12 protein-coding genes are annotated in these 18,076 nt (G+C 67.4%); 7 read left to right on the top strand and 5 right to left on the bottom strand.

Translation table 11 applies throughout. The annotated features are described in order from the left end of the window. Positions 1–41: 41 nt before the first annotated feature. Together QSJ19_RS10580 and QSJ19_RS10575 are read right to left on the bottom strand one after the other, a co-directional pair. The gene (locus QSJ19_RS10580; RefSeq protein WP_286320236.1) at positions 42–1,556 is read right to left on the bottom strand and encodes an MFS transporter; all 1,515 of its coding nucleotides are present in this window, start codon (positions 1,554–1,556) and stop codon (positions 42–44) included. Further along, complete coding sequence (locus QSJ19_RS10575; RefSeq protein WP_286320234.1) at positions 1,553–2,233, bottom strand: PadR family transcriptional regulator; 681 nt, start codon at positions 2,231–2,233, stop codon at positions 1,553–1,555. The genes QSJ19_RS10580 and QSJ19_RS10575 overlap by 4 nt, the downstream gene beginning before the upstream one ends. 63 nt (positions 2,234–2,296) lie before the next feature. Between QSJ19_RS10575 and QSJ19_RS10570 the strand changes: the two genes are divergently transcribed. From QSJ19_RS10570 to QSJ19_RS10555, 4 genes are all read left to right on the top strand, one after another. Further along, positions 2,297–3,379 (top strand): glutathione S-transferase family protein, encoded by a 1,083-nt coding sequence (locus QSJ19_RS10570; RefSeq protein WP_286320232.1) that lies wholly within the window; start codon positions 2,297–2,299, stop codon positions 3,377–3,379. Then, positions 3,372–4,142, top strand: coding sequence for a hypothetical protein (locus QSJ19_RS10565; protein WP_286320230.1), 771 nt, complete (start codon positions 3,372–3,374; stop codon positions 4,140–4,142). Before QSJ19_RS10570 ends, QSJ19_RS10565 begins: the two co-directional genes overlap by 8 nt. Further along, positions 4,139–7,999 carry an ABC transporter ATP-binding protein gene (locus QSJ19_RS10560; protein WP_502876131.1) on the top strand — a complete coding sequence of 1,287 codons (3,861 nt, stop codon included), beginning with the start codon at positions 4,139–4,141 and terminating at the stop codon, positions 7,997–7,999. The genes QSJ19_RS10565 and QSJ19_RS10560 overlap by 4 nt, the downstream gene beginning before the upstream one ends. Positions 8,000–8,188: 189 nt before the next feature. Further along, complete coding sequence (locus QSJ19_RS10555) at positions 8,189–11,959, top strand: multifunctional oxoglutarate decarboxylase/oxoglutarate dehydrogenase thiamine pyrophosphate-binding subunit/dihydrolipoyllysine-residue succinyltransferase subunit (RefSeq protein ID WP_502876135.1); 3,771 nt, start codon at positions 8,189–8,191, stop codon at positions 11,957–11,959. Between the two features lie 141 nt (positions 11,960–12,100). On the opposite strand, the gene QSJ19_RS10550 is transcribed toward QSJ19_RS10555, so the two are convergent. Next, positions 12,101–12,670 (bottom strand): TetR/AcrR family transcriptional regulator, encoded by a 570-nt coding sequence (locus QSJ19_RS10550; RefSeq protein ID WP_286320227.1) that lies wholly within the window; start codon positions 12,668–12,670, stop codon positions 12,101–12,103. A gap of 154 nt (positions 12,671–12,824) precedes the next feature. On the opposite strand from QSJ19_RS10550, the gene QSJ19_RS10545 reads away from it, so the two are divergent. Further along, positions 12,825–14,402, top strand: a complete 1,578-nt coding sequence (locus tag QSJ19_RS10545) for a flavin-containing monooxygenase (protein ID WP_286320226.1) — start codon at positions 12,825–12,827, stop codon at positions 14,400–14,402. Positions 14,403–14,437: 35 nt separating this feature from the next. Continuing rightward, positions 14,438–15,268 carry an SDR family NAD(P)-dependent oxidoreductase gene (locus tag QSJ19_RS10540; protein WP_286320224.1) on the top strand — a complete coding sequence of 277 codons (831 nt, stop codon included), beginning with the start codon at positions 14,438–14,440 and terminating at the stop codon, positions 15,266–15,268. A gap of 30 nt (positions 15,269–15,298) precedes the next feature. Here QSJ19_RS10540 and QSJ19_RS10535 read toward each other — a convergent pair whose 3' ends face one another. Both QSJ19_RS10535 and QSJ19_RS10530 read right to left on the bottom strand, forming a co-directional pair. Next, the gene (locus QSJ19_RS10535) at positions 15,299–16,273 is read right to left on the bottom strand and encodes a type 2 periplasmic-binding domain-containing protein (RefSeq protein ID WP_286320222.1); all 975 of its coding nucleotides are present in this window, start codon (positions 16,271–16,273) and stop codon (positions 15,299–15,301) included. Positions 16,274–16,345: 72 nt separating this feature from the next. After that, a complete protein-coding gene (locus tag QSJ19_RS10530; protein WP_286320220.1) occupies positions 16,346–16,963 on the bottom strand; it encodes a MarC family protein in 618 nt (205 codons plus the stop codon). A 38-nt stretch (positions 16,964–17,001) separates the two neighbouring features. Here QSJ19_RS10530 and QSJ19_RS10525 point away from each other — a divergent pair, with 38 nt between their 5' ends. Beyond that, complete coding sequence (locus QSJ19_RS10525; RefSeq protein ID WP_286320312.1) at positions 17,002–18,075, top strand: magnesium and cobalt transport protein CorA; 1,074 nt, start codon at positions 17,002–17,004, stop codon at positions 18,073–18,075. The last annotated feature ends 1 nt before the right edge of the window (position 18,076 follow it).

The raw sequence follows: 18,076 nt of genomic DNA, 5'->3' as shown, positions 1-18,076 counted from the left end.
CGCCGGACCCCGCCGGCGGTGGGGCGGTGACCCGACCGTGGTCAGGCGGTCGGCACCTGCCCGGCGGCCGCGGGGTCGCCGGCCGGACTCGGCGGCGCCGTCGGCGGGGCCTGGTGTCGGGGCTTCACGAAGAAGAGCGCGGCGGCGACTCCGATGAGCAGCACGGCGGCAGGCAGATACAGTGTCTCGCCCATCGCTGTCGCGAATCCCTCGCGGACGACCGCCGGCAACTGGCCGACCGCACTGTGGTGTTCGGTGTCGACACCCGGCAGTTCCGCGGCCAGCCGGGTCTGCATCAGGGCGCCGACCGCGGCCGCACCCAGGACCGACCCGATCATCCGGGTGGTGTTGTACACGCCCGCACCCGCACCGGCCTGATGCCAGGGCAGGTTGCGCGTGGCCGTCGCCGCGAGCGGCGCCCAGATCCCGGCCGAGGCGATACCCATGAGACACATCGGGATGATCAACTGCCACACCGGCGTCGTCGGCCGGGCGATCATGCCGAGCCAACCGACCGCGATCGCGTTGAGGAACAACGCGGAGGCGATGATCGTGCGCGGGTGGACGCGATCGAGGATGCGCCCGACGATCGGCGCAAGGGCACCGGTCAGCAACGCCATCGGCACCATCATCACCGCGGAACGGGTAGGTGTCATGCCTCCGACGAGCTGCAGGAAGAACATCGTCGGGATCATCAGGCCGGAGATCGCGAAGCCCATCGACGCGATGCCGACGTTGGCCAGCGAGAAGTTCCGGTCCCGGAACAGCGACAGCGGGACGAGCGGCTCACCCTTGATACGCGACTGCCAGTACACGAACAGGGCCATCACGGCGACACCGCCGACGATGAGCACCCAGATCCAGGCGTTCCAGTCGTACTTCTCGCCGTCCTGGATGCCGAACACGAGGGCGAACAGGCCGATGGCGGACAGGAACACACCGATCCAGTCGAACTGGTGATCGTGGGTCTCGACGTCGGGCACGAGGATCGCGGCGAGGATCAGGCCGACCACGCCGACGGGCAGGTTGACGAAGAAGATCCACTCCCAGCCGAAGGCGTCGGTGAGGATGCCGCCGAGCAGCGGACCGACGAGGGTCGCGACGCCGGCGACGGTGCCCCAGACTCCCATGGCGGCGCCACGCTTCTCGGGCGGGAAGATCCGCGTGATCAGCGCCATCGTCTGCGGGGTGATGAGTGCGGCACCGACACCCTGCAGCGCGCGGGCGGCGATGAGTTCGCCGATCGATCCGGACAGTCCGCACCAGACGCTCGCGATCGTGAACACGAGCAGGCCGATCTGATAGACCCGCTTCGGGCCGAATTTGTCACCGAGGCGGCCGGTGATGAGCAGCGGCACCGCGTACGTGAGCAGGTACGCGCTCGAGACCCAGACGATCCCGTTGACGTCGGTGTCGAGTGCGACCTGGATCTGCGGCTGCGCGACGGCCACGATCGTCATGTCGACCAGGATCATGAAGAAGCCGACGCAGAGCGCCAGCATGGCAGCCCAGGGCCGCGTGGTCACCTGCGCGGCCGGGGTCGGGGTGGAGGTCATTCGTCGTTCGCTTTCTGAAGAGGTGTGCCCGCGACCACGGCGCTGCCGTGGTACGGCGAGTCGGGGTCGTCGAGCCATTCGATGGTGGAGGTTCGCAACCGGTCGACGAGGTCGGCGACCCAGTCGATCTGGGTGGCCAACGTCGCGATCCGGCAACCGACGTCGAGATAGAACATCTCTGGTGTGCCGCGGTCGCGGACGACCGTGGCCGCCGCATCCAGATCGGCGAGATCGGCGCGCATGGCGTCCAGGCGGATGCTCAGCAACTCGATCACGCGCTCGCGCGGCAGCCCGTGCGCCTCGGCGAGCGCGAGATACAGCTCGGAGTACTCGGTAGGGTGCCGCTCGAGGATCTGCTCGAGGCTCTCGAACAGCGCCTGTCGGCCGCGGTCGGTGATCGCGTAGACGGTCCGCTCGGGTCGATTGCCCTCCCGACGGACCTCATGGATCTCGATCAGTTCCTTGGCGGCCAGCCGATCGACCGTGTGATACATGGTGCCCGGCCGGAACTTCGCCAGGCGGTCCTCCCGTCGCTCGATCGTCGTCTGGAACATCTCGTAGGGGTGCATCGGTCGTTCGGCCACCAGACCGAGGACCAGAACCGCCAGGGGCGGCAGCGGTCCGCACGACGTCGATCCCACGTTGATGTCTCCCATGGTCCATGCCAAATATTCCATGTGGAATATACCGCTTGAAGCATCGGCTGCCAAGCGTCGGAGGCGATCACTACTGTGGGAGACATGAGCACCGAGAGGGCCGACGACCAACGCGCCGGAGACGGACACGGCGGCGAGCAGGGAGACGAGCAGGGCGTCTACGTGACCACCGGTCAGGAGTTCGTGCGCGACACCAAGTACATCGAGACCCGCATCACCCGCGACGGCCGTGACGGCTACCCCGTCGAGGCGGGTCGTTACCGGCTGGTCGTCGCACGCGCCTGCCCCTGGGCGAACCGCACGATCATCGTGCGCCGCCTACTGGGCCTCGAGGACGCGATCTCGATGGGCATGTGCGGACCGACGCACGACGCCGACTCGTGGACCTTCGATCTGGATCCGGGCGGGCTCGACCCCGTCCTGAACATCCCGCGCCTGAAGGACGCCTACGAGAAGCGCTTCCCCGGATATCCCAAGGGGATCACCGTGCCCGCGATCGTCGACGTCCCCAAGGGTGCGGTGGTCACCAACGATTTCCCACAGATCACCATCGACCTCGAACTCGAGTGGACCGAGCATCACCGGGCCGGCGCCCCGGACCTGTACCCGGAGCACCTGCGCGACGAGATCGACGAAGTGGCCCACGGCGTCTACACCGAGGTGAACAACGGCGTCTACCGGTGCGGTTTCGCGGGCAGCCAGGACGCCTACGACAAGGCCTACGCCCGGCTGTTCACCAAACTCGACGAACTCACCGAACGGCTGTCGGGACGCCGATACCTGGTGGGCGACACCATCACCGAGGCCGACATCCGACTGTTCACGACCCTCGCCCGTTTCGATCCCGTGTATCACGGGCACTTCAAGTGCAACCGTTCGAAACTGGCGGAGATGCCGGTGCTCTGGGCCTATGCGCGCGACCTGTTCCAGACACCCGGGTTCGGTGACACGATCGACTTCAGCCAGATCAAACGTCATTACTACGTGGTCCACCGCGACATCAATCCCACCGGGATCGTCCCGGACGGCCCGGACCTCACCGGCTGGCTGACGCCGCACCACCGGGAGGAGCTCGGCGGGCGGCCGTTCGGCGACGGCACCCCGCCGGGACCGCCGAAGCCCGCAGAAATCGTTCCCGCCGAGGATTGGGTTCCCACTCATGGTTGACACCAGCAAGCGTTCCGGCTCCGGATCCGGTGGCGCGCAACAGCCTCCCGGCAAGGCCGTCGAGGTGACCGGCGGTCTGCTCGACCGCGCGCAGCGGCTGCAGGCGCCGGCCGTGGCGAAGTACGTCCGCGGTCTGCGGACGGCACATCCCGAGGAATCGCCGGCCCAGATCATCGCCCGCCTGGAGAAGCACTACCTGACCGCTGTGACGGGGTCGGGCGGAGCGGTCGGGGCGACCGCCGCGGTTCCCGGGGTCGGCACGATGACCGCGCTGGGCGCGATGACCGGGGAGACCGCCTTCTTCCTCGAGGCCTCCGCCCTGCTGGCCCTGTCGATCGCCGAGGTGCACGGGATCCCGGTGCACGACTCCGAGCGGCGCAAGACCCTCGTACTCGCCGTCGCGCTCGGCGAAGAGGGCGTCGTCGCTCTCGGGCGACTCGTCGGAACGCAGGGCGGCGCCCTGCGCCGGCTCGGCGGCGCCGCGATCCCGGGCGGCGGTGTCGGCAAGCTCAACAAGATGCTGATCAACAAACTCACCAAGAAGTACGCCATCAAGCGTGCTCCTCTGCTGTTCGGCAAACTCCTTCCCGCCGGGATCGGCGCGATGATCGGCGGGGTCGGCAACCGTGCTCTCGGCAAACGTGTCGTCGCCAACGCCCGGGAGGCGTTCGGGCCGCCGCCGACCACCTGGACGATCGACGGCGAGGTCCTCGGTGACACCGCGCTCCCCGGAGCCGTACGGCTTCCCGAAGCGGATCGGTGACTCCGACGCTCCAGACCGAGACCCGAGCCACCCGACCCGAGCCGAGCTCGACCTCCGCAGACCCGACCGCCCCCCGCCGCTGGATTCGACGGCTGGCCGCCGAGTGCTGGCGTCATCGTCGATTGGTCCTGATCACCCTCGCGGTGACGGTGGTCGCGGTGGGCGTCGACCTGATCGCACCACTGCTCGCGAAGGCTGCCATCGACCACGCGACCGGCGCTGTCCACGACGGGCTCTCGCTGCGCACGATCGTGATCGCCCTGCTCGTCCTCGCCGTCGTCCGTTACGGCTGTCAGTTCGGACGCCGACTCACCGCGGGACGCCTCTCGATCAACGTGCAGAACGCACTGCGCCTCCGGCTGCTCGACACGCTCCTGCATCTCGACGGCAATGCGCAGAATCAGATCCGCACCGGCCAGATCGTGTCGCGGTCGATCTCCGACCTGCAGATCGTGCAGGGTCTGCTGGCGATGGTGCCGTTGTCGGCGGGGGCCGCGGTGCAGGTGGTCCTCGCGATCGGGATCATGGCCTATCTGTCCCCGCTGCTCACCTGCGTCGCGCTGCTCATCTTCCCGGTGGTGGGATTCGTCGTCTTCCGCACGCGCCGAACGCTCTTCGCCGCCACCTGGTCGGCGCAGCAGGCCGCCGCCGACGTCGCCCAGCACGTCGAGGAGACGGTGACGGGCGTGCGTGTCGTGAAGGGATTCGGTCAGGAGGAGCGTGCCGTCGACGAGCTCGTCGGCCTCGGTGGCCGGCTCTACTCGCTGCGTCTTCGGGCCGGGAAGATCAACGCGCGCTTCACTCCGACGATGGCCGCGATCCCGCAGCTCGGCATGGTGGCGGTGATCGCGGTCGGCGGTTACCTCACCATGCACGGCCACATCACGGCGGGGACCTTCCTGGCGTTCGCCACCTACATCGCGTCGATGACCGCGCTGGCACGACTGCTCACGAATCTCGTCGTCAGCGCCCAACTCGCGCGAGCGGCGGTGGACCGGGTCTACGACGTGATCGACCATCCCCACGATGCCGCGGAGTCCAACACCGCGACGTTGCCCGACGGCCCTCTCGGAATACGTCTCAGCGGAGTCGGTTTCGCCTTCGGTGATCGTCAGGTGCTCGCCGGCGTCGACCTGACTGTCGGGCCGGGCGAATGCGTCGCCGTGGTCGGGCGGCCGGGGTCGGGCAAATCCACGCTGGCCGATCTCGCCGGCCGCTACTACCGCCCCGACAGCGGGGTGGTCGAACTGGTGTCGGCCGACGGCGTCGCCCATCCGGTGGAGGAGCTCGCCCCAGATGCGCTGAGGGGCGCCGTCTCCGTCGTCTTCGATGAGCCGTTCCTCTACTCCGACACGATTGCCGCGAACATCGTGCTCGGCCCGACGACCGATCCGGACGCGGGAGCCGAACCGTCGGCACGGCTGATCTCGGCCGCGCGGCGGGCGGATGCCCTCGAGTTCATCGACGCGCTGCCGGAGGGGTTCGACACCGTCGTCGGCGAGCGCGGACTCACCCTGTCCGGCGGTCAGCGTCAGCGCGTGGCCCTGGCCCGCGCCCTGTATGCGGAATCGCGCGTCCTCGTGCTCGACGACGCGACGTCGGCCGTGGACGCCACCACCGAGGCGGAGATCCTCCGCTCACTGCGCGCCGATCAGCGGACGATGCTGCTGCTCGCCCACCGTCGGTCGACGCTCACCCTCGCCGATCGGGTCGCCGTCCTCGACGAGGGCCGCATCGTCGACATCGGCACCGTCGCCGAACTCGACGAGCGGTGTGCCCTGTTCCGGTCTCTGATGGCCTCCGCCGATCCGGAGGCGGCCGGTCGACGGATGGCGCAGGAGTTACCGCCTACCGTCGACCTCGATCGGCTGTGGCCCGAGGCGAGCGCGGAGATCTCCACCGAGGAACCCACGATCCGCCGGCCCGCTGCCCCCACCACTGGTCCCGGCGGCGGTGGCGCCAAGGGCGGCAGCGGAATCGGCGGTGCATTGGGTTCTATGCCCGCCACCCCTGAACTGCTCGCCGCGGTCGCCGCGCTGCCACCTGCCGACGAGGAGCCGCGGGTCGACGTCGGGGCAGCGCGTGCCGAGAGCCGCTCGTTCTCCCTGCGCGAACTGCTCACCCCGGTGCGATGGATGCTCGTCGCGGCCATCGTCGCGATCGCCGTCGACACGCTGGTCGGGCTCGCGTTCCCGACACTCGCGCGCACCGTCATCGACGCCGCGTCGCGTACCGACGAGTCGACCCTGTGGTGGGCCACCGCGATCGGCGTGGTCCTCGTCGGCATCGGCTGGATCGGCTCGGGTACCGAGATCCTGTACTCCACCCGCGCCGGCGAACGGGTGCTGTTCGGTCTGCGCGTCCGCAGCTACGCGCATCTCCAGCGCCTCGGCCTCGACTACTACGAACGCGAACTCTCGGGCCGCATCATGACGCGGATGACCACTGACGTCGACGCGCTGTCGACGTTCTTGCAGACCGGGCTGTCGACGGCCATCGTCGCCGCGTTCACACTGGTCGGGGTCAGCGTCGCGTTGGTCCTCACCGATCCCCTGCTGGGCGCGATCATGCTCCCGGTCTTCCCCGTCCTGATCGTCGCCACGGTGATCTTCCGGCGGATCTCGTCGGTCGCATACACGCGCTCCCGAGAACTCGTCAGCATCGTCAACGCCGACTTCCAGGAGAACATCGCGGGGATCAAGACCACCCAGACCTACCGCCACACACCGGCTGCCACCGCCCGGTTCACCCGTCGTGCTCTCGACTGGGTGCACGCCCGGATGGTGTCGCAGAGGGCGATCGCCACGTACTTCCCGTTCATCACCCTGATGTCCGATCTCGCGACGGCCGTCGCGATCGCCGTCGGCGCCCATCAGATCACCACCGGGCACCTGTCGGCCGGCACGCTGGTGGCGTTCGTGCTGTACCTGTCGATGCTGTTCGGACCGGTCCAACAGCTGTCCCAGGTGTTCGACGGATATCAGCAGGCGGTCGTCGGCCTGCGGCGCATCTCGGATCTGCTCCGCACGCCGAGCTCACTCGTCCGGCGCGATGACACCGTCGACGTCCCCACCGGCGGTTTCGACGGGCGCGCCGCGCTCGACGACGTCGGGTTCCGGTACAGCGGCGCCGAGCGCGACGCACTCTCCGACATCGACCTCACCATCGCACCCGGCAGCTCCCTGGCACTCGTGGGCAAGACCGGCGCCGGCAAGTCGACGATCGTCAAACTGCTTGCCCGATACTACGACCCGACGACCGGCGCGGTGCGGATGGACGGGACCGACATCCGCGACTTCACGCTGGCCGATTACCGCGGTCGCCTCGGCGTCGTGCCACAGGAACCGCATCTGTTCACCGGGACCGTGGCCGACAACATCGCGTATGGCCGTCCGGATGCCGACCGTGCCGCCATCGCCGCGGCCGCGCACGCGGTCGGTGCCGCGGGCATGATCGCCTCGCTCCCGGGCGCGATGAATCACCCGATCGGCGAACGCGGCCAGGGCCTGTCGTCGGGTCAGCGGCAGCTGATCGCGCTGGCGCGCGCCGAACTCGTCGAGCCCGATCTGCTGCTCCTCGACGAGGCGACCGCGACGCTCGACCAGGCCACCGAGGCGCTGGTCCTTGCCGCCGGCGAGGCACTGACCCATCGCCGGACATCGGTCATCGTCGCGCATCGACTCGCCACGGCGGCCCGCGCCGACGTCATCGCGGTGGTCGACGACGGACGCATCGTGGAGATGGGAACACACGCGGAGTTACTCACGTTGGGTGAGAGGTACCGCGCGTTCTGGGATGCGGGTGTCGCGCCCGACGTCGACGGTATCGCCACCGCTGGTGACATGCGCCGCAGATGAGCCCGGATGGTGAGGTCAGCCGCACGTCGGGTTCCGCGCGCGCGTAGCATCGGCAGGTGGTTCACCGATAGTCTTCACAAGGGACTTTCCTGGTGACAAGCGACCCGACACCAGAGGGAATTGAGGCGAGATAGCGCTGTGAGCAGTTCGATATCGGATTTCGGACAAAATACGTGGCTGGTCGAGGAGATGTACCAGCAATACAAGAAGGATCCCAAGTCGGTCGACCCGAGTTGGCACGACTTCCTCGCCACCTATGACCCGACGTCGAACGGCTCGTCTGCCGAGGCCCCCGCGGCCTCGTCCAACGGCGGCTCCGCCTCCGCATCCCCGACCGCACCCAAGAAGGCCGCCCCCGCCGCCGCGCCCCAGGACACGCCTGCGAAGCCGGCACCGGCCAAGCAGTCCAAGCAGGTGACCCTCGATCAGCAGCCCGCGGCCGCCGCGCCGACCCGCAAGTCGGGCCCGGCCAAGGAGTCCACCGCGACCAAGGCCGCCTCCGGTTCCAGCACCGCGAGCCGCGACGGCTCGTCCCGTTCACAGAACGCCAAGGCGAAGTCACCGGTGCACGCCTCCGCACCGACACCGTCGGAAGACGAGTCGAAGGTCCTGCGCGGGCCGTCGGCGGCCATCGCCAAGAACATGTCGGCCTCTCTGGAGGTGCCGACCGCCACGAGCGTGCGCGCCATCCCGGCCAAGCTGATGATCGACAACCGCATCGTCATCAACAACCACCTCGCCCGCACCCGTGGCGGAAAGATCAGCTTCACCCACATCCTCGGCTACGCGATCGTCCAGGCGATCAAGGCGTTCCCCAACATGAACCGCCACTTCGCCGAGGTCGAGGGCAAGCCCAACGTCGTCACCCCGGCGCACACCAACCTCGGTCTCGCCATCGATCTCGTCGGCAAGGACGGCAACCGCACACTGGTGGTCGCGGCCATCAAGAAGTGCGAGACGATGGGCTTCGCCGAGTTCTACACGGCCTACCAGGACATCGTGCGTCGCGCGCGTGACGGCAAACTGACCGGCGACGACTTCGCCGGTGTCACGATCTCGCTGACCAATCCCGGCACGATCGGCACCGTGCACTCGGTGCCGCGCCTGATGAAGGGCCAGGGCGCCATCGTCGGTGCCGGCGCGATGGAATACCCGGCCGAATTCCAGGGCGCGAGCGACGAGCAGATCGCGAACCTCGGTGTGGGCAAGCTGATGACGCTGACGTCGACCTACGATCACCGGATCATCCAAGGCGCGGAGTCCGGCGACTTCCTGCGGACGATCCACGAACTGCTCCTCGACGACGCGTTCTACGACGAGATCTTCACCGCGTTCCACATCCCCTACGAGCCCATCCGGTGGCGCCGCGACATCCCGGCCGGCTCCGTCGAGAAGAGCACTCGCGTGCTCGAACTCATTGCGGCGTACCGCAATCGCGGACACCTGATGGCCGACATCGATCCCTTGATGATGGACAGCGACGCCCGGGCCAGCCACCCGGATCTCGACGTCCTCACCTACGGGCTGACCCTCTGGGACCTCGACCGGACGTTCAACGTCGGCGGCTTCCACGGCCAGGAGAAGATGAAGCTGCGCGACGTGCTGTCGATCCTGCGCGATGCGTACTGCCGGCACGTCGGCGTCGAGTACACCCACATCCTCGAACCCGAGCAGCAGCGCTGGGTCCAGGAGCGGGTCGAGATCAAGCACGTCAAGCCGCCTGTCGCCGAACAGAAGTACATCCTGTCGAAGCTGAACGCCGCCGAGGCGTTCGAGACGTTCCTGCAGACCAAGTACGTCGGTCAGAAGCGCTTCTCGCTCGAGGGTGCCGAGGCGGTCATCCCGATGATGGACGCCGTGATCGACCAGGGCGCCGAGCACACGCTCAACGAGGTCGTCATCGGTATGCCCCACCGCGGCCGCCTCAACGTGCTCGCCAACATCGTCGGCAAGCCATACTCGAAGATCTTCACCGAGTTCGAGGGCAATCTGAATCCGTCGCAGGCGCACGGTTCCGGTGACGTCAAGTACCACCTCGGCGCCGAGGGCAAGTACTACCAGATGTTCGGCGACAACGAGATCAACGTCTCGCTCACCGCCAACCCGAGCCATCTCGAGGCCGTCGACCCCGTTCTCGAGGGTCTGGTCCGCGCCAAGCAGGACCTGCTCGACGACGACGACCAGTTCTCCGTGCTCCCGCTGATGCTGCACGGTGATGCGGCGTTCGCCGGCCAGGGCGTGGTCGCGGAGACACTGAACATGGCGATGCTCCCGGGCTACCGCACCGGCGGCACCATCCACATCGTCGTCAACAACCAGGTCGGGTTCACCACCGCCCCTGAGCATTCCCGGTCCACCGAGTACTGCACCGACGTCGCCAAGATGATCGGTGCGCCGATCTTCCACGTGAACGGCGACGACCCGGAGGCGTGCGTGTGGGTGGGCAAGATGGCCGTCGACTACCGTCAGGCCTTCGGCAAGGACGTCGTCATCGACCTCGTCTGCTTCCGCCGTCGCGGCCACAACGAGGGCGACGATCCCTCGATGACCCAGCCGGCCATGTATGACGTGATCGACACCAAGCGCGGCGTCCGCAAGAGCTACACCGAGGCCCTCATCGGTCGCGGTGACATCTCCACCAAGGAGGCCGAGGACGCCCTTCGCGACTACCAGGGTCAGCTCGAGCGGGTGTTCAACGAGGTCAAGGAGCTCGAGAAGTACACGGCGGAACCGAGTCCGTCCGTCGAGTCCGATCAGACGCTGCCGACCAAGCTCGTCACCGCCGTCGACAAGGAGGTCCTCGAGTCGATCGGCGACGCCTTCCTGAACACCCCGGAAGGTTTCGGGCCGCACCCGCGCGTCAAGCCGGTGCTGGAGCGTCGTCACGAGATGTCGCGGCACGGCAACGTCGACTGGGCGTTCGCCGAGTTGCTGGCCTTCGGCTCACTGGTCCTCGAGGGCCGTACCGTCCGCCTGTCCGGGCAGGATGCTCGCCGTGGCACCTTCACGCAGCGTCACTCGGTCCTCATCGATCGGGCCGACGGCTCGGAGTACACACCGCTCAATCACCTGAAGCCGGTCGACGGTGTCGACAACGGCGGCCAGTTCAAGGTGTACGACTCCCCGCTGTCGGAGTTCGCCGTCGTCGGCTTCGAGTACGGCTACTCCGTCGGCAACCCGGACGCACTCGTGTTGTGGGAGGCGCAGTTCGGCGACTTCGTCAACGGCGCGCAGTCGATCATCGACGAGTTCATCTCGTCCGGTGAGGCCAAGTGGGGGCAGCTGTCCGACGTCGTGCTGCTGCTGCCGCACGGCCACGAGGGCCAGGGTCCCGACCACACCTCGGGCCGCATCGAACGGTTCCTGCAGCTGTGTGCCGAGGGGTCGATGACGGTCGCGTTGCCGTCGACGCCTGCGAGCTACTTCCACCTGCTGCGCCGCCACGTCCTCGACGGAATCAGCCGTCCGCTGATCGTCTTCACCCCGAAGTCGATGCTGCGCAACAAGAATGCTGTGAGCCCGATCGAGGAGTTCACCGACGACAAGTTCCGCTCGGTGCTCGACGACCCGCGGTTCGTCAACGGCGCCGACCGCAGCAAGGTCAAGCGGGTGCTCCTCGTCAGCGGCAAGCTCTACTACGAGTTGGCCGCCCGACGCGACAAGGAGAAGCGCGACGACGTCGCGGTCGTCCGCATCGAGCAGCTCTACCCGGTGCCGCACCGCCGCCTCCGCAACACCCTCGAGCAGTACCCGAACGCCGAGGACTTCCGTTGGGTCCAGGAGGAGCCGGCCAACCAGGGTCCGTGGCCGTTCCTCGGCTTGTGGCTGCCAGAGGTGCTCCCGGATGTGCTCAGCGGTCTGCGTCGGATCTCGCGTCGCGCGATGTCGGCGCCGTCGTCGGGCTCGAGCAAGGTCCACGCGGTCGAGCAGCAGGAGATCCTCGACGAGGCCTTCTCCTGATCTGACGACCTGAACCGGCGCTCACCTGCAACACACCAGGACAGCCACCCCGAGTCCGCAACACCACCTCTGAAGCAAAGAGGGTGATGTGACGAAATCGGGGTGGCTGTCGGCGTGTTGTAGATCGGAGTCGGCGGGACGTCAGTCCTGGGCTGCCGAGGCCAGCGCCGGCAGTGCCGCCGAGATCAGCGAGAGCAACTGATCGCGGGTGATGACCGGCTCGGTGAGCCAGCTGATCGTGGTCTCCTCGACGAACGAGATCCACCCGTGCACGGTCATCTCGACGACGGGCGTGACATCGATGCCGAGCGCAGGCGCGTGATCGAGGACGCGGGCGGCCATCACCGCGCGCGTCTGGTCGAACACCTCACGCATCGCGGGATCGGCGCTCGACGACCCGCGCATGAACGCCATGTAGGCCTTGCGGTTGTCGCTGACATAGTCGATGAACGCCGACATCGATGCCGACAGCATCGTGATCGGGTCCCCCAGCGACGGGTCGGGTGCAGTGCACTCGAGCATCTCCTCGGCCTGTGCGCGGGCGATGGCGACGTGGAAATCCTGCCTGGATTCGAAGTAGTGGAACAACAACGCCCGCGAAACCCCCGCCGCCTCGGCGATCGCGTCGATCGACACCAGTTCCAGCGGACGGTCCCGCACCATCGTCAAACCGAGTTCGATCAGCTGATCCCTGCGCGCTTCCGGGCTCATCCGCGTCCGCCTGGCCGCCGGCGCAGCACCTGGGGTCACCGCCACAGTCCGTGTCCTCTCTGCCGTCATGCCTGGTGAGCTCCACCATATGCCTTTATTGATCAGCATTCAACAAGCTATTGACGGCCATTCAGTAGACCTTTATGGTGGAACCATGACAATGATCGATGTACAGATCGCCATCATCGGGGCAGGCTTCTCCGGCCTGGGCGCAGCCATCAAGCTCAAGCAGAACGGGTTCGACGACTTCGTCGTCCTCGACCGGGGCACCGACTTCGGCGGCACCTGGCGCGACAACACCTACCCGGGCGCCGCCTGCGACGTCCCGTCGCATCTGTATTCGTACTCCTTCGCGCACAACCCGCAATGGTCGCGCTCATACTCGCATCAGCCCGAGATCCACCGGTACATCAACAAGGTGGCCACCGAGCACGACATCGCCGCGAACACACGCTTCCGCACCGAGGTGAGCAACGCGCAGTGGCACGAGGACGAGCGCCGCTGGGTGCTCGACATCGAGCGCGACGGCAACCGTGAGCAGGTCCGCGCCCAGATCATGATCGGCGCCGTGGGACCCCTCTGCGAACCCAACCTCCCCGACATCGACGGATTCGACTCGTATCAGGGCACGATCGTGCACTCGGCCCGCTGGGACAACGACCTCGATGTCACCGGCAAGCGCGTCGCCGTCATCGGCACGGGCGCGTCGGCGATCCAGCTGGTTCCCGAGCTCGCGAAGGCCGCCGGCAGGCTCGACGTCTACCAGCGCACGGCACCGTGGATCGTCCCGCGCACCGAACGCCCGTACTCGGCGCCGGAACAGTGGGCGTTCGCGCACGTGCCCGGATATCAGAGCGCTGTCCGCGGCGCGATCTACGTGATGAACGAGGTGACGGCTTTCGGCCTCACCTACTCGCCTCGATCGCTCAAGCCGGTCGAACTCGTCTGCCGCGCCAACATCTCCCGCGCCATCAAGGACCCCGAGACCCGCCGCAAGGCCACGCCGACATTCCAGGTCGGCTGCAAGCGAATCCTGCGCTCCAACGACTGGTATCCCGCCATCGCCCGCCCCAACGTCGACCTGGTCACCGACGGCATCGCACGCGTGACCGAGAACGGGATCGTCACCAAGGACGGGACGGAGCGTGAGGTCGACATCATCGTCGTCGCCACCGGATTCCACGTCACCGACTCACCGGTGTTCGACCGCATTGTCGGCACCGACGGCACCAGCCTCGCCGGGGTGTGGGAAGAGATCGGGATGCAGGGCTACAAGGGCTCCTTCGTCAACGGCTTCCCCAACATGATGCTGATGATCGGGCCGTCCACCGGGCTCGGCCACACCTCGATGGTCTACATGATCGAGTCTCAGCTCAACTACCTCGTCAACTACCTGAAGACCGTTCGCGCACAGGGAATCACCCGCGCGGAGGTCAAGTTCGACGACCAGCGGCGCTACAACGCCGACGTCCAGCACAGCCTGCGCAAGAGTGTCTGGGTCAACGGCGGGTGCTCCTCCTGGTACAAGGACCATCACGGCAACATCACCACGCTGTGGCCCGGGTTCACGTTCAACTTCCGGCGGATCACCAAACAGTTCGACATCGCCGCCTACGATGTGGAACGTCGCGGTGGACGCGCACTCTCGTCCGTCGCCGACAGTGCACACGATGCCGCTCACGCCCCCGCCGACGACTCGACCGGCGACCGGTCCGCCGCCGTGACCGCCTGACCTGACCGACCCACCGACCCACCCAGGAGCAACAGATGAAGGATTTTCGTGACAAGGTCGTCGTGATCACCGGCGCCGGTTCGGGCATGGGCCGCGATCTCGCGGTCCAGCTGGGCCGCATGGGTGCCCGGCTGGCGATCTCGGACATGAACCCGGACGGCCTGGCGACCACCGAGAAGCTGGTCTCCGACGCCGGTGCACAGGTACACGCCCAGATCCTCAACGTCGCCGAGCGCGAGGCCGTACTGGAGTACGCCGACACTGTCGTCGCCCACTACGGTCGGGTCAACGTCGTCTTCAACAACGCCGGTATCGCCCACCACGGCGAGATCGAGCGCACGGAGTTCAAGGACATCGAACGGGTCATGGATGTCGACTACTGGGGAGTGGTCAACGGCACCAAGGCCTTCCTCCCCCACCTGATCGCCTCCGGCGACGGTCACGTCGTCAACACGTCGTCCCTCTTCGGCCTGCTGGCCGAACCCGGCCAGGCCGCCTACAACTCGGCGAAGTTCGCGGTGCGCGGGTTCACCGAGGCGCTCAACCAGGAGATGATCCTGGCCAAGCACCCGGTCAAGGTGACCTGCGTCCATCCCGGCGGGATCAAGACGGCGATCGCCCGCAACGCCACGACCTCCGGCGACCACGATCAGAAGAAGTCGGCCGAGTTCTTCGATCGCTACCTGGCGCGGATGACATCGGAGGATGCCGCCGACGTCATCATCAACGGGGTCCGCAGGAACCGTGCCCGCATCCTCGTCGGCACCGATGCGAAGCTGCTCGACCTCTGGGTGCGTCTGGTCGCCTCGGGCTACCAGGGCATCACCGCGCGGGTGACCGGATGGGCTCTCTCCAAGACGAAATGACCGAGTGATCTCGACGAGCTGGTCGGCCGATCACAGTCCGTGCTCGGCCAACCATTCGTTGGCGAGGTCCGCGGGGCGGGCGCCCGCGGTGGCCTCGCGCCCGAGGGCCGCGAGGTCCGCCGTGGTCAGTTCGCCCGCCACCTTGTTGAGGGTCTTGACCTCGTCACGAGAGAACGCGGCACTGCGGTAGACGGGCACCAGTTCCTGTGCCCGCGGACCGGATTCGACGTCGGCGGGCTCTTGCGGCGCACCGGACGCGCCACCCGACGGTGCGGCCGACGCCGACTGCGCGGCACCGCCCTCGCTGGTCGACTTCTCCGCGGAGGCGAGCGCCCGGATGTCGGACGCCGCGTCCTGCTTGTCGTCACCCGCGACATCGAGCGGGGTGAGGATGCCGATCGCGCGCCCCGTCGCGATGCGGGCGACCGCGACCGCGACGGAACCGACCGACTCGGTGGGCCCGAACCGGCAACCGGCCGCGGTGAACGCATCCATCGTCGGGACCTCCGGCGCGCCGACGACGACCACGGGGAGTCCGGCCGGCAGTTTCCCGCAGCTCGCGAGGTCGGTCGCTGTCACCGCCTCCGCGGCCGCTGACGCGACGAAGATCTGCGGCGTCGCCGACACCATCGTCGCGTCACCGACCGAGACCCCTTGCGGGAGAGATCTGTTCAGGTCCTTGTACACGTCTTCGGCGGTGGCCGGGGCCAGCTGCGGTGCCAGCTGATCGAGCAGCAGACCGCTGAACGCCGGGAACAGGTCGATGCTGGTGGCATCCATGTCGTCGAGGAGGGTGCGGTAGTCACCGCGTTCGACGGTCGGCGACACCGCACTGCCGGCGTTGCGCAGGGCACCGGCGTAGATGTGCGCCATCACCGTCATCATCGGTGTGTCCGGTGCCCCCATGACCAGAGGCCGATCGGCGGGCGCCGGTTCCGAGCAGCCCGCCACCGTGGCGGCGAGGGCGAGGATCACCAGTATCGCTGTCGCGGCACGCTTGATCACGCGCACCACAGTACTGTCCCGGGCTCCACGATCCTCCGTGCGCCCTCTCGGACTGCGATCGGGGTGGCGAGGTCATCCCGCGGCGATGAACCCCGCGATGGAATCGGCGATGAGCTGAACGGCGATCGCCGCGAGCAGCAGACCGGCGATCTTGGCGAGAAGGGTGATGCCACCGACGCCGAGAACCCGGATCAGCGCGGTCGAGTAGCGCAGCACGATCATCACCACGAGGTGCACGCTGAGGATCGCCGCAGCGATCGCGACGTAGCCGCCGGCCTGGCCGGACACGCTGCTCACCTCGACGATGACCGCGGCGATCGCACCAGGACCCGCCAGCAGCGGCGTCCCGAGCGGCACGAGCGCCACGTTGACGTCCTCACTCGCCTGAGGTCTGCCGGCATTGCCCAGGCCGGTGAGCAGTTGCAGTGCGACGAGCAACAACAGCAGCCCGCCGGCGCCCTGCAGGGCGGGGATGCCGATGTGGAGGTAGTTCAGGATCGCTTTCCCGGCGACGGCGAACACACTGATCACCAGCAGACTGACCAGCGGCGCCTGCCATGCGGCCCGCCGACGGTACTCGGGTGGACGGTGTCCGACGAGACTGAGGAAGAGCGGGATCTGCCCGGGCGGATCCATGATCACGATCAACGTGATGAGGGTCGTCGTGTAGACGGTCACGTCGAAGGGCACGCGGTGATCTTACGAGTAGCATCCGTCCTGTGCCCTCGATGCCGCACCTCCGACCCGGCGGTCTCGTTCCCGCGCGACGGGACAAGCGACCGCTGCCGCGTATACCGGTGCCCGTGGCCAGGGCGGTCGTCGATTGTGCGGTCTACATCGACGGCGTGCGGCGACCCGGGCGTGTCTCCTATCGAGAGGCGCTACAGGAGGTCCGTTCGACCGGTGAGGGCTTCGTCTGGCTGGGACTGCACTCCCCCGACGACGAGCAGATGCAGGGTGTCGGCGAGGTGTTCGGACTGCACGAACTCGTCGTGGAGGACGCGGTGTCGGCCCATCAGCGGCCGAAGCTCGAAGTCTACGACGAGACTCAGTTCCTGGTTTTGCGCACCGTCAAGTACGTCGAGCACGAGTCGATGGAGAAGGCCAGCGAGGTCGTCGAGACCGGTGAGATCATGGTGTTCACCGGCGCGGACTTCGTCATCACCGTCCGTCATGGCGATCACACCCATCTGTCCGGCGTCCGCCGGCGACTCGAGGCCCGCCCCGAGAGATTGGCCCTCGGGCCCACCGCAGTCCTGCACGCGATCGCCGACCTCGTCGTCGACAGCTATCTCGCCGTGACCGACGACATGGAGACCGACATCGTCGCCATCGAGGAGGCGGTGTTCGGCGCCCAGCGTTGGCTGAACATCGACCCGGTGTACCTGCTCAAGCGGGAGGTCCTCGAACTCCGCCGGGCGGTGACACCGCTGACCGGGCCGCTGGCCCGGTTGACGGCTCAGAACCCGCTGGTGCCCAAGGAGATCCGACGCCACTTCCGTGACGTCGCCGATCACCTCACGACGGTGATCGACCGGGTGGTCGAGTACGACGAGGTGCTGACGTCGCTGCTCGGCGCAGCCGCGGCGAAGGTGGGCATTCAGCAGAACAGCGACATGCGCAAGATCTCTGCCTGGGTCGCGATCGGTGCCGTGCCGACAATGGTCGCCGGCCTCTACGGCATGAACTTCGACATCCTTCCGGGCATGCACGACCGGCAGGGATTCGTCATCGTGTGCCTGGTGTTGTTGATCGCCTGCACGTCACTGGCCGTGGTGTTCCGACGTCATCACTGGCTCTGAT

The organism is Gordonia sp. ABSL11-1 (genome assembly GCF_030315685.1).
Lineage (GTDB): Bacteria > Actinomycetota > Actinomycetes > Mycobacteriales > Mycobacteriaceae > Gordonia.
This window is presented reverse-complemented; position numbering and strand designations above follow the sequence as displayed.

Coding starts and splice junctions, on each gene's coding strand:
- QSJ19_RS10580 (WP_286320236.1), bottom strand. CDS start 1,556: ATGACCTCCACCCCGACCCCGGCCGCGCAGGTGACCACGCGGCCCTGG.
- QSJ19_RS10575 (WP_286320234.1), bottom strand. CDS start 2,233: ATGGAATATTTGGCATGGACCATGGGAGACATCAACGTGGGATCGACG.
- QSJ19_RS10570 (WP_286320232.1), top strand. CDS start 2,297: ATGAGCACCGAGAGGGCCGACGACCAACGCGCCGGAGACGGACACGGC.
- QSJ19_RS10565 (WP_286320230.1), top strand. CDS start 3,372: ATGGTTGACACCAGCAAGCGTTCCGGCTCCGGATCCGGTGGCGCGCAA.
- QSJ19_RS10555 (WP_502876135.1), top strand. CDS start 8,189: ATGTACCAGCAATACAAGAAGGATCCCAAGTCGGTCGACCCGAGTTGG.
- QSJ19_RS10550 (WP_286320227.1), bottom strand. CDS start 12,670: ATGAGCCCGGAAGCGCGCAGGGATCAGCTGATCGAACTCGGTTTGACG.
- QSJ19_RS10545 (WP_286320226.1), top strand. CDS start 12,825: ATGACAATGATCGATGTACAGATCGCCATCATCGGGGCAGGCTTCTCC.
- QSJ19_RS10540 (WP_286320224.1), top strand. CDS start 14,438: ATGAAGGATTTTCGTGACAAGGTCGTCGTGATCACCGGCGCCGGTTCG.
- QSJ19_RS10525 (WP_286320312.1), top strand. CDS start 17,002: ATGCCGCACCTCCGACCCGGCGGTCTCGTTCCCGCGCGACGGGACAAG.